Genomic DNA, 11,688 nt, shown 5'->3' with positions numbered 1-11,688 from the left:
TGGTCGAAATGGCAGGCAAAGCGCGTCATACCGCCATGATCGGAAGAGGCTCGGCATAGTTCGGCGGTCGGCATAAAGCGCTAAGTTGAATGACGTCGACCCTCAGGCCTGGCTCGCCGACATCCTCGCCCGACTGCCCGCCTATCCGGCACATTGGATCGATGATTTGCTGCCGTGGAATTGGAGATCCGCAAAACTGCGGACCCAACCAGCGGCGGCCTGAACATGCAGCGCAATAAGGTGCACCACGTCTACACCGTCGAACTTGTCGCCAGCGACCTCGGCGTCAGCGAAGCGCTCATCCACGAACTGACCCTCGGTCTCGAGCCGGAGGACGGCGTCATCTGGGTGTACGGCACCAACGATGACGACGGGATCTTAGCCTTCACCGATGAAGGCATCGAGGAGGTTAAACTCCTCCTCGAAGAATATCATCGCATCTCCCCATCAAAAACTTGACGCCAGCACCGCAGTGCTAAGGTCCTCATGGCCGCCGGATACGCACGTCTGCGTTCTTCACCGGTTGCGTACGCTTCCGCCGACCAGCGCCGCCGCGGACTTGCGTCCAGCCGGCTCGCAACCGCCTCAAGGACATGGAAGCTTCTGTCATCCGGCATAGGCGCAGACATAGAAATTGACATTGCAAGCTCCTCAGCTCATTCAGTGTCACTATCTATCGCTCATCACCTCAAGCCGCGCCAGATGGGGTCAGCTTGGCGCTTACGCTGATCGCCCTTGCCGCTACCTAGTTAGCTGTGGCACCAAGACCAACGAGTGTCAGCCGAGACCCTTCAATGTCTCAGGATCTGGCTAAGAAATAGCTTGGTGCGTTCGTGCTGGGGGTTGGTGAAGAAGTCGTTGGGATTGCCCTCTTCAACGATTTGGCCCCAATCCATAAATATTACCCGGTCTGCGACGGCGCGAGCAAACCCCATCTCGTGGGTGACGCAGACCATGGTCATGCCGTCGCTTGCCAAACTGGTCATAGTGTCCAGCACTTCGGAGACCATTTCCGGATCGAGCGCCGACGTCGGTTCGTCGAACAGCATGACCGCGGGTTCCATGCACAGCGAACGGGCAATCGCAACACGCTGCTGCTGTCCGCCGGACAGCTGAACCGGGTATTTGTTCGCCTGTTCTGGAATTCGCACCCGCTCCAGAAATTTCAGCGCGGTCTTTTTGGCCTGGGCTTCGGGCACGCCCTTGATCCACATGGGACCGGCCATGCAGTTCATCAGCACGGTCATATGGGGGAAGAGATTGAAGTGCTGGAACACCATCCCGACATTCTTGCGAACTTCGGTCACGTTGCGCATTTTGTTGTGCAATCTGATCCCGTTGACGGTGATCTCGCCCTTCTGATGCGCTTCGAGCCGGTTGAAGCAGCGGATGAGCGTCGACTTCCCGGATCCGGAGGGACCGCAGATGACGATGCGTTCGCCTTTGCGGACGGTTAGATTGACATCAGTTAATGCTCTGAAGGTGCCGTACCATTTGGAGACATTCGTGGCTTCGATAATTATGTCAGCACTCATTGACCCGTGCTTCTGACTGAATGACTCCTGGGATGAAAGTGATTCGCGCAGCACATTGCCAATCGCTTGCGAGGAATCGCCGCTATCGAGGCCCTTCAAGTGACTTTTGAGGCCAGCAGTCATCGTGCTTTGCTCCTTGCATAGTGACGCTCGAGTCGCGATTGAGCCACTTCGAGGCAGGCAGACATGATCCAATAAATCATTGCGGCTGTTATCAGCATCTCCATGTGATGGAAGGTTGGCTGGCCGATGGTGCGAGCAAGGAACGTTAGCTCCCACACTCCGAGGACCGAGACAAGCGAGCTGTCTTTCAGCATTGAGATGAACGTGTTTCCCATTGGAGGAATGATGACAGGCAGCGCCTGAGGCAGGATGATCCTGCGCATGGTTAGACCGAAGCCGAAACCAATGGATCGTGAAGCTTCCCATTGGCCGCGATCGATGCTTTGGATACCGGCGCGGAAAATTTCAGTCATATATGCGCCGACGCAAAGCGACAGCGCCAATATCCCCGAAGGAACGGCATTGATGACAATGCCCAGCTGCGGCAGCCCGAGGTAAATCAGGTAAATCTGTATGAGAAGCGGCAGGCCACGAAAAAAGGATGTGTAGAAGCTGGCGATAGCGTAGGCGAAGCCGTTGCTTGAAAGTTTAGCAATCGCTGCAATGATGGCGATGACTGATGCGCAAACAAGTGAAACTGCTGAAACATAGATCGTCGTCACCACACCCTGCGTAATCAGGTATGGCAGATTTTCCCAGATGAAGGGCAGACTAAGGTTGAACGCTTTGAAGAAGGCCAGGAAGAGAGTCAGCAGCTCGATCCACACAATGCCAATCTGGGCCTTCAAGGGGGCAAAACCGATTAGCACGATGTTTAGGCAGAACGTGACCCCAATCACGAAAGCGATTGCGAAACGCCCATAGACGCCACTCTGCAGAGGGTCGCCGATGACAGGCCGCATAAGCTCGCCGAAGGTTGTGCCCACAAGGTTGAACATGAGACAAATCGCGAAGACGACGCCAAAGATCGAGGCAACAAACCACGGTCTATGGACAAGGACCTCGGATTCCACCGTATCCTGGTAAAGCATGGGACATCCTCCAACAAGGCGGCTCGGGCTGACCCGAGCCGCGTAACTTTCACCAACTTGCTAATTCTCGACAGAGTGGTCCGACCCGTACCATTTGATCGACAGAGTCGAGAGCGTGCCGTCATCCTTCATGCTCTTTAGGGCGGCTGAGACCTTCTCGCTGAACTCCTTGTCGCCTTTCATCATAGGGATGGCAGCAGGCGTGGCAAAGAGACTCCCAAGCACCTTGAAGGGGTAGCCAGATTTGATTGCTCTTTCCGCGAGAGTTCCGTCAGTAAGAATTGCATGAAGACGGGTACCATCGCCTAGCCGGAGATCATCCAACGCAACACCCGTTGAGGTATAAACCTTCACTTCACCGGCCTTGAATTTGTAATCCTCGGGCCGAGCGCCAATCCAATCCCACTTAAAGTTTTGGTTTACATAGTCCTCGGCCAGGGTTCCAGCGGAAACGCCGACGATCTTTCCATTTAGATCGGAAAGTGTAGACGCCTTACTGTCATTGTGAACAATGACAGCCGCTTTTTCATAGAAGTAAGTGGTGGAATAGTCGAATTTTTCAGCTCTGGTTTTAGTAGGGGTCATTTGACCCATGCTAATATCCCAACGGCCCTGCCAGTTGCCTGCGGCTATGATGTCCCACCCCGGCGTGACAAATTCAACGTTAACACCAAGGGATTTAGCGACGCCTTTGGCGACGTCGATGTCATAGCCCTCTAATTCGTGGTTCGCATTCAGGGAAGACATTGCTCCCCAATCAGTGCCAACCGCAACCCTGAGCGTCTTCGTATTGAGAACACGCTGCAGCACCTCTCCGGCATACACCGAGGTACTGTAAACGACCGACGCGATGGACAATGATGCCGCTGTGATAATTGTCACAATCTTATTCATAGTACATTCCCCTTTGAGGTTGATATGATGCATGAGACTCGGCGGTACCGCTCATACAGAAGCGACGGGCCGCTATAGCCAATCACCATGGCTGAAGCAGCCGCGAGCGCTCACTCCTCCATGCCGTCGCCTATATGCTAACCAAAGCCCCTCGGCCCATGAGGTAGCAAGAATATAATCAATATCAGACCCATCTGGAAGTTAGATGGCTGGAAGCGTCTTGGCAGCCCGGAAATCCTCCAGCCGGGCGGTCCAAAATTGGGAACACCTCACGATATCTTGTCATTCGATGACCCATAGTGGGACTTTGGGGACAACAAGATGACCCGTGGTCATGCCAAGCGTGTCAAGATCTAACGCTAGGTATGATGTTACCGATGATATCGAGCCACACGGCGGCACGACCAACATAAAATGTGTGGGTATCCCATCGCGTTTCGAGATGTTCATTTGCGATACACCGAAAGATGCCCCCCACCGAGACCAGTTGGCAACCCACGAACTGCTCATGGCGGAATGAGGTCATGCGGAAAGCAGTATTCGACAACGGCGAAGGAAATTGACCGGTTGCAGTGTTTTGTTTAAGTAAATCGCTTGTCGCCAGCCCCGGCAGCGAAGCGCTTGTTTGGAGAGGACACCAACTTGGGGGCGATTATCTCCTGCGATACCACTAATCGCTTGCAGACTCACTCCCGGACAGCTAAATGCGGTTCTGGATATGCTAGAGCCCCGATGTATTTGAAAAGCGCGTTCTGCTCAGATGTCCTGGAGGTGTGCTCTCAATTGGTCGCCGCAAATAGCGCTTGGTCGGCATCGCGAGCACGCGGAAGGGGGGCTCCAGATCAGGCAACGTCAACGCCTTGCTCAGAATAGCTCACAAGCGTGTGAGGACTCACCTGTCACTGTCGCATGAGCCGGTCCATGAAGAACCTCTCCAGCAGTGTGGGAAATGTGCTGGCGCTCTTCATCCCGGTCTCCCCGCTCAGATGGCTCCACTCGCAGTAGGGCGCACTGCAGTAACTCTGGCGTTTCGGTGAGATCCCAGTAGGTGTCGGTGACGTGTGCGTGCCCGAGGTAAGTCGTCGGCCGTGAAGAATACCGAAGCCGCTGATATCGCATAGGAATAGTCTACTTTTCAGCTTCCGAATTGCAGGTAACGGCCAGTTTGTGGGTAGTTTCTTGCAATTCCAGTTTGCGATTTCGCCGCCTGGCGAAGCGCGATTCGCCGCTTTCATCGCAGTGAATCGGAGCTAGGCGATGGGCAGACCACGCGAGCGGCGTGAGACTGGAGAACAGGATCTGTTCCGCGCTCGCCTTGAGCAGAGAGGCGCGCTTCGGTGCGGTCTATTCGAACGGTCCCGGCATGCTGCCGATGCCGACCCGGCTAATAGCGGGGCTCGCCATCCTCAAGCACACCTTCAACCTGTCGGACGAGGCGCTGTGCGTCCGCTGGATCGAGAACCTGTATTTCCAGTGTCTGTCCGGCGAGGAGTTCTTCCGCCACAACCTGCCGTTCGACCGCTCGTCGATGACGCGCTGGCGCAGCCGCATGGGCGAGGAGCGGATCGTCGCGCTTGCAAGAAAGCCTCAGCATTGCGGTCAAGAACAGGGCGATGAAGCCGACCGACACGCGCCAAGTGATCGTGGACACGACCGTGCAGCCTGTTCCCGACCAACGCCAAGCTCATCCACCGGGCCCGCGAGCGGCTGGTGCGGCTGGCGAAGAAGACGCGGCTCGACCTGCGTCAGTCCTATGTCCGGGTCGGCAAACAGGCGCTGATCATGTATCAGCGCTACGCCCACGCCAAGCAATTCAAGCGGGCCAACAAGGCCCTGCGCAGGCTCAGGACGTATGTGGGGCGCACCGTCCGCGACATCTCCCGTCAGATCGCCGGCGACGCGAAGCTGGACGCGCTTTTCAAATGGTCGCTCTACCAGGCCTCCACCGTTCTCGAGCAGCGCCAGCGCGGCCGCAAGATCTACAGCCTGCATGCGCACGAGGTGGAATGCATCGGCAAGGGCAAGGCGCACGCGCCCTACGAGTTCGGGTGAAGGTGCCGGTGGCCACCACACTGAACCGCTCAAAGGGTGGCCAGTTCGCCCTACATGCAAAAGCGCTGCCCGGCAATCCCTATGACGGCCACACGCTCATCGATCATCCCTGACATGGAAAAGACCATCGGCAACGAGATCAGCCGCGTTCTCGCCGACGCCGGCTATCGCGGCCACAATGCGCCGCAAAGTCATAAGTTCAGGGTCTTCACCGCTGGTCAAAAGCGCCGCGTGACACCGGCCATCAAGCGCCAAATGCGCCGCCGCTCCGCGATCGAGCCGGTGATTGGCCACATCAAGAACGAACACAGAATGGCCGCAATTAACTCGCTCACATCCAAGGCGATGCGATCAACGCCATCCTGGCCGCAGCCGGTTACAACTTCTCCCTCCTGCTCAGGTGGCTGAAGCAACTTTTGTGGCTCTTGATCGCCGCGTTCCTGAACCGGCCGAAGCAGCTTGCCGCTTAGCGATCAAGATTGTTCACAGTCGACTAAGTCGAGAGCACCGGCAGGTTGCGCTCGACAATGACCCCATCGCGATACCAGCGCAGCAGGGTATAGAAGCTTTCGCCACAATCGAATGAGGAGTCAACGACTGGCGCGGTGGCGGTGGGTTCCGGGGAGTTGCCGTTGGCCGACGGCTTTCGCCTTGTGGGTAGTGTGCTGAGGGTTCTGCAAATTCGCTGAGAGAGGGAAGGCTGGTGATGTTCAACGTCACCGATTCCCTGGAAGGAACGCCACCATGACCAAGACAGAAAGTAAGACCGCCAGCGCTGCCGTCAAAGACATTCTGCTTTCGAACCCGGATGGATTGCACGAGGTGATCCGCGCCGTGATGCAGGAGGTGCTCGGGGCCGAGATGGACGAGGCGCTGGGTGCTTTGAAGAGCGAGCGCACACCGGAGCGGCTGGGCTGCCGCTCGGGTTCTATGGCCGTACCCTTGTCATCGGCAAGCTTGAGCTGCGGGTTCCGCAGGACCGGGCCGGCCGCTTCTCCACCGAGCTTTTCGAGCGTTACCAGCGTTCGGAGCGGGCCTTGGTGGCCACGCTTGCGGAGATGTATGTGCAGGGCGTTTCGACCCGGAAGGTCAAGGCGATCACAGAAGAGCTGTGCGGCCATGCTTTCTCGGCCTCGTCGATCTCGGCCATCAACAAACGCCTGGACGAGAGTTTGAAGGCGTTTGCCGAGCGCCTGCTTCAAGAGCCTTTTGCCTACCTCATCCTCGATGCTCGCTACAAGAAGGTACGCGAAGCCGGCATCGTCATGAGCCAGGCGGTGCTGATCGCGGTCGGCATCGACTGGGATGGGCGGCGCCAGATCCTGGCCGTCGAGATGGCCAATCGCGAGCCGCTCGGCCTGGAGGGATTTCCTCGTCGCCCTGAAGGCGCGCGGCCTCAAGGGCTCGAGCTGGTCGTGTCCGACGATCATGCCGGCCTGGTGGCCGCGATCGGCGAGGTGATCCCGGAAGCCGCCTGGCAGCGCTGCTACGTGCACTTCCTCAGGAACGCGCTCGATCACCTACCGAGAAAGCATGGCGACGATTGCCTGCAGGAGTTGCGCTGGCTCTATGACCGGCGCGATCTCGCCGAGGCCAAGGCCGATCTCGCCGCATGGCTGTCCAAATGGTCGGGCCGCTATCCAAGGCTGACGACCTGGGTGGAGGAGACCATCGAGCGCACGCTGACCTTCTTTTGTCTGCCGCGCCAGCATCACAAGCATCTCAAGAGCACGAACATGCTTGAACGGCTCAATGAGGAAATCCGCCGGCGCACCTATGTCGTACGCATCTTTCCAAACTCACAGCGCTGCCTGCGCCTCGTCAGGGCACTGGCCGTCGAGACCAACGAAAACTGGATGGAGGCCAACCGCTTCATCAACATGGACGACCTGCGCGAGCACAAGAAGCTCGCGCTGCGTCAAGCCGCATGACCAGCTTCATGGCCGCCTCATTTTGCGGAACTCACACAACCGCCTTTTGCCGGTGCCGCAGTCCGGACCGTCGCTCCGTTTCCAGTCGCTGCTCATCAAACCGGACATCGGATCTCCCGCATCCAGCTTCCCACTGGCCTCATCGTAAGGCCCACGGCGGCGATACGCGCTGCCGACGAAGACACACCACGCCCAGTTTCTCGGAGATGTGGTCCGCGAGAGCTGTTTCGCGCCGCACCCTTGCAGCTTATGCCGATGGCACTTGCTCACGCGGTCATACACATTACCGGTCAACGGCATCATAGGCCGGCGCTCGGGTGTCGTAGCTGAAGTAGGTCGACCAACCGAGCAAAAGCTGGTTCAGCCGAACACGCACTTCTAGCCGCGGCCCCTTGTTACACCCTCCGCCTCGATCTGCGCAAAGGTCACGCCGTTCACGCCCGGCGAACCCGCATTGGCGCGGGTAAGCGCATAGGCATGGCGCAGCATGTCTTCACGGCAGATCTTGTCGTAGAGCACGTAGAAGCGGTAAAGGGGCTCCGCCTTCGCCTTACGATACAGCTTCCTCTGCAGATACCTGGTCATTTCGGCGTTTCCATGCTTGTCGCCAATCACCCCTCCCCACCACCTTCGAAAGCACACCAGAAGTCAGGGTCCTTCGCTCCGCTGGCATTACCCGGCTTCAACGGCCGGACGACCGTTTCCGACTCCCGCCGGCACCGCCGCCCGGAGGTTGAGGCCGCCACCCTCATGCCGAACGGGCCTCCCTTCGATTACCAGCATCACCTTTCCAACGTGCCGTGCCCAATACCCGGCAGACCGGACAGGTGCCTATGTCGATTGCTTCCCTGTCCGCACAGCCTTCCCCGAGCGAGAGATGGGTCGGAGTCTGCATTGACTCTTTCGAGGCCTGCTCAGGCTTTACTCACGTTACGGCACGCTGGATTGCTCGACCGCCCGGGGCGGTCTTTGTCACGAGGCTTCGTCCCGGCCAGTTACCCAACCAAGCCGCTATTCAGACTTTCCGGTGGATCCCTCCTCCACTGGTGATACGCGCCTTCGAGGCATCATCACGCCTGCCAACGGGACGGTGGACACCCAGAATCCGCCGCCTAACGTACACGCAGAAGTTGCCACCGACACGGACTGACGAAGGTCAGGTAAATTCATACTATTCTCGATATGCCCATTCGGCGACTGACAATGCCCGGATCGAATTTACCATTGTCCGCCTCAACACCGCCTCTAAGGTCGGCCAGCACATCGGGCAGGAATGGTTCCACGCGCCGCGATAGCAGGTTGAAATTCAGGAAAAGCTGTTCAGCTGTCGACAGTAACGCTCCGTCGGCACGTACCATGGTTTGCGCGACATGGACTCGCTTTTCGTCTATGTCGGCTATCCAAGTAGTAAGGACCAAATTGTCGCCGCGCATCGCTTCTTTCTTGTAAGCGATCCGCGCCTCGGCGGTGACGAGGCCAGAGAGCATCGAACCATTCGCATTTAGACGTATGGCAGTGTCGAGCCGTACATCCGCAGCTTTACTGAACGCTGCCAGATAGTGCACCATATTCATGTGCCCATATCCGTCAATAAGATCGTCGGTCACCATTGTTGCGAATTTACAGGTCGCATCCATCTATTTGCCCAATCTCTTGTAATGTTAGAAGATTACAGTGCCGCCGATATTGCGTGCTCACACTCTACTCGCACGTCGCTGCTGCCGAAAGAGAGCTCAAGCGACACATGACAGAGGCGAAGTTGGCGGTGCATCGCTTTTGCTTGGCTCCGCGATATTCGTTCCACGCACATAGAGACGCCCATGCCCCCGCCGATGCAGAGCGTCGCCAGGCCCTCTTTCGCGCCGCGCCGGCGCATTTCGTAGACAGCGTGTTGAACACGCGGGCACCGGAGGCGCCAATCGAGTGGCTGATGGCGATGGCTGCCATCAACGTTAACGATTGTGGATCCCAGGCCATGCTTTTGTAGACGGCGCGGGCCTGCGCGGCGAAAGCCTCGTGGCCTCTACGAGGTCGAGGTCCTTGACCGACCAGCCGGCCTTCTCCGGCGCCCGCCTCGAGGCGGGAATAGGTCCGGGGCCCATTATCGCCGGATCGACGCCGGCAGTCGCCCCGGCAGCGATGCGGACCAGCCGGGCGATGCCGCGGCCTGGTGGCTTCTGCCTCGGTCATCAGCAGCGCGCCGGCGCCGTCATTGATGCCGGACGCATTGGCCGCGTCACCGTGCCGTCCTTGTCGAGAGCCGGCTTCAGGTTAGTCATGGCGTCGATGACGGCGCCATGAGGATATATTCGTCCTGGTCGACGATCGTGTCGCCCTTCTTGCCCTTGATGGTGACGGCGACGATCTCATCCTTGAACTGCCAGCCTTCTGCACCGCCTCGGCCTTGGTCTGCGAGGCGAGCGCGAACTGTTCCTGGTCGCAAGCAAAAATGGCTGGTGAAATTGACCGCCAACGTTGGTTTCCAATGTCGATCCCATCCATCCGCTCGGCTGCAGCTTCGAAGAAGCGCTCAGTATCGGTCGCTTCGGCAAGATCACAACGTGTCGCGCCAATGGCGGGATGTCGGTGGCTCATCTCTGCAATCTTCTGTTGATCAACATCGCACACCTCTACCGGAGCCCCAGCTTTCGCAAGTGCCTCGGCGATAACACGACCAATACCGGAGGCCGCAGCGGAGACCATAGCTCGGCGACCAGTGAGAGACAGGGAGGGGGTCCTTTGTGCTGCTCCTAAATATCCGAGTAGGTCGCAAGTTTTGCAACGAATTCACGACTTACTTAGAGGTCCAACACACTATTTCTGCGAGCGTCGCTAATTCAAATGTTGTTTGCAGATTGAAGCCATCTCGAATTCAGATTCTACCGCGCTAATGGAGAATGGTAACTTCTCCGGGGTTACGCGGGCACAATACTGCGAACTCACCAGCGATAGCTACGCATTGCCGGCTGCGAGCAGCGCGTCGATTTCTGCATCGCTGTATTCAACGAGCGGAGAATCTTACGAGTGGACGCGCCGAATTTTTCGGCCGGGGAGAGTGCACTGACCGCAGGCCTGACGGCATACGGATCGAGCTGCACGACGACGTGGCCGCTCTGGTGCTCACAGTAGCCCGAGAAGGAAAAGCTGCCGCGGTCCGTGCCCGGGGTGCCATCCGCAGGCCGGGCGTTTCCGGAACATATCGCACCGATGTCCTCGCATACCGCCACGCCGCGCCAGCGGGCCGAAGCTTCGCATCGGGACCCGCGGGTTCATCGAAAGGCCCTCGTCCCGCGTAGTCGTTGCAATAGGGCATCTGCAGCAGGCCCGAGAGGGCCGCGAGCGAGGTTCCTCGGCCACCCAAGCACGTGCAGTATCTCAGATATTTTCGACTGCACGTCGCACTGCAATTAGCCGCTTCTCCCAGGCGTCGCCGGTGAGCCTCTTTGCGCGCGCTGCCAAGAGTTGCGGACGAAGGATGTCGCGCAGTGCATCGGTCAGGGGCGGACCGGGCAGGCGGCTCCAGTCAGTGTCCATCAGGATCGACCATTTTTCTTCATCTATCTCGCCGGAACCCTTCGGATCTATCCAACCCAATTGGGCCTCACATGGGCCTGAAATGCCATAGCGAAGACCAGGTCCGCCCTTAATGATGTTGTCGATCTCTTCCATCGTAGCCTCGCCGGCGGCGATCATTTGGAACCCCTCCCGCCACATCGCGGCTTGCAGGCGATTGCCGATAAAACCCGGAACGGCATGCGACATTACAACCGGTTGTTTGCCGATGCTGCGGTAGAATTCGACCGCAGCTTCAAGTCTTTCAGTCGGCATTTCAGGTGTGCCGACGATCTCCATGGCCCGGATCAGGTGCGGGGGGGAAAAAGGATGTGCTACGAGGAGGCGACCCGGATTGGGAATGTCTCTAGCGATATCGGCTGGCAAAAGTCCTGATGTGGAGGAGGCGATAATCGCATCGAGCGGCGCTAGACTGGCTATTTCCCGGACCAGCACTCGTTTGAGTTCAATCTGTTCCGGGGCATTTTCCTGGACGAGCTCTGCCTCAGCAACCGCCTCACCCAAACTGCCGCAAAGTCGAAGGCGCGTACGTACAGTTGGCATTTGAAGCTCTCGCAATTGCGGCTCGTAGCGGTCGAGGGCGGCCAATAGACGATCCTGCCAACCCGG

At 58.1% G+C, this 11,688-nt stretch carries 8 protein-coding genes and 5 pseudogenes; 5 read left to right on the top strand and 8 right to left on the bottom strand.

Annotated features, from left to right (window positions below; genetic code table 11):
• Window positions 1–76: 76 nt before the first annotated feature.
• Together FJ425_RS31090 and FJ425_RS31085 are read left to right on the top strand one after the other, a co-directional pair.
• A pseudogene (locus FJ425_RS31090) lies at window positions 77–223 on the top strand (transposase domain-containing protein); the annotation flags it as partial.
• The gene (locus FJ425_RS31085) at window positions 175–459 is read left to right on the top strand and encodes a hypothetical protein (protein ID WP_224656013.1); all 285 of its coding nucleotides are present in this window, start codon (window positions 175–177) and stop codon (window positions 457–459) included. The pseudogene FJ425_RS31090 and the gene FJ425_RS31085, both read left to right, overlap by 49 nt.
• Before the next feature lie 332 nt (window positions 460–791).
• On the opposite strand, the gene FJ425_RS31080 is transcribed toward FJ425_RS31085, so the two are convergent.
• The 3 genes from FJ425_RS31080 to FJ425_RS31070 all read right to left on the bottom strand — a co-directional run bounded on the left by FJ425_RS31080 (window position 792) and on the right by FJ425_RS31070 (window position 3,523).
• Window positions 792–1,535: an amino acid ABC transporter ATP-binding protein gene (locus FJ425_RS31080; protein WP_064995251.1), complete on the bottom strand. Its 744-nt coding sequence runs from the start codon at window positions 1,533–1,535 to the stop codon at window positions 792–794.
• Between the two features lie 119 nt (window positions 1,536–1,654).
• Complete coding sequence (locus FJ425_RS31075; protein ID WP_064995246.1) at window positions 1,655–2,629, bottom strand: amino acid ABC transporter permease; 975 nt, start codon at window positions 2,627–2,629, stop codon at window positions 1,655–1,657.
• Between the two features lie 60 nt (window positions 2,630–2,689).
• A complete protein-coding gene (locus FJ425_RS31070) occupies window positions 2,690–3,523 on the bottom strand; it encodes a transporter substrate-binding domain-containing protein (protein WP_064995250.1) in 834 nt (277 codons plus the stop codon).
• A 1,257-nt stretch (window positions 3,524–4,780) separates the two neighbouring features.
• Between FJ425_RS31070 and FJ425_RS31060 the strand changes: the two are divergent.
• From FJ425_RS31060 to FJ425_RS31055, 3 genes and pseudogenes are all read left to right on the top strand, one after another.
• Window positions 4,781–6,045: pseudogene (locus tag FJ425_RS31060) on the top strand (IS5 family transposase).
• 274 nt (window positions 6,046–6,319) lie between these two features.
• A pseudogene (locus FJ425_RS32255) lies at window positions 6,320–6,448 on the top strand (IS256 family transposase); the annotation flags it as partial.
• Entirely contained in the window at window positions 6,388–7,506 is a 1,119-nt protein-coding gene (locus FJ425_RS31055; protein ID WP_084016182.1) for an IS256 family transposase, read from the top strand. The pseudogene FJ425_RS32255 and the gene FJ425_RS31055, both read left to right, overlap by 61 nt.
• A 378-nt stretch (window positions 7,507–7,884) precedes the next feature.
• Here the strand turns inward: FJ425_RS31055 and FJ425_RS31050 are convergent, their stop codons facing one another.
• The 5 genes and pseudogenes from FJ425_RS31050 to FJ425_RS31030 all read right to left on the bottom strand — a co-directional run.
• Window positions 7,885–8,091, bottom strand: a complete 207-nt coding sequence (locus FJ425_RS31050; RefSeq protein ID WP_224656014.1) for a hypothetical protein — start codon at window positions 8,089–8,091, stop codon at window positions 7,885–7,887.
• Between the two features lie 581 nt (window positions 8,092–8,672).
• Window positions 8,673–9,143, bottom strand: a complete 471-nt coding sequence (locus tag FJ425_RS31045) for a thioesterase family protein (RefSeq protein WP_084016180.1) — start codon at window positions 9,141–9,143, stop codon at window positions 8,673–8,675.
• Between the two features lie 155 nt (window positions 9,144–9,298).
• Window positions 9,299–9,945 (bottom strand): annotated as a pseudogene (locus FJ425_RS31040) (acetyl-CoA C-acetyltransferase); the annotation flags it as partial.
• A gap of 54 nt (window positions 9,946–9,999) precedes the next feature.
• Window positions 10,000–10,209 (bottom strand): annotated as a pseudogene (locus tag FJ425_RS31035) (SDR family NAD(P)-dependent oxidoreductase); the annotation flags it as partial.
• 672 nt (window positions 10,210–10,881) lie between these two features.
• Window positions 10,882–11,688, bottom strand: an 807-nt coding sequence (locus tag FJ425_RS31030) for a 3-hydroxyacyl-CoA dehydrogenase NAD-binding domain-containing protein (protein WP_246676754.1), incomplete at its 5' end; no start/stop codon positions are given.

Origin of the sequence: Mesorhizobium sp. B2-7-2 (assembly GCF_006440775.1) — a bacterium.
In the GTDB taxonomy this organism is placed as follows: Bacteria; Pseudomonadota; Alphaproteobacteria; order Rhizobiales; family Rhizobiaceae; genus Mesorhizobium.
Note: the sequence above shows the minus strand (reverse complement) of the source record. Positions and strands in the feature narration are given on the sequence as shown.

What these genes read in the sequence shown, in the direction of transcription:
- FJ425_RS31080 (WP_064995251.1), bottom strand. Translation starts at nt 1,535, where the DNA reads ATGAGTGCTGACATAATTATCGAAGCCACGAATGTCTCCAAATGGTAC.
- FJ425_RS31070 (WP_064995250.1), bottom strand. Translation starts at nt 3,523, where the DNA reads ATGAATAAGATTGTGACAATTATCACAGCGGCATCATTGTCCATCGCG.
- FJ425_RS31050 (WP_224656014.1), bottom strand. Translation starts at nt 8,091, where the DNA reads ATGACCAGGTATCTGCAGAGGAAGCTGTATCGTAAGGCGAAGGCGGAG.
- FJ425_RS31075 (WP_064995246.1), bottom strand. Translation starts at nt 2,629, where the DNA reads ATGCTTTACCAGGATACGGTGGAATCCGAGGTCCTTGTCCATAGACCG.
- FJ425_RS31045 (WP_084016180.1), bottom strand. Translation starts at nt 9,143, where the DNA reads ATGGATGCGACCTGTAAATTCGCAACAATGGTGACCGACGATCTTATT.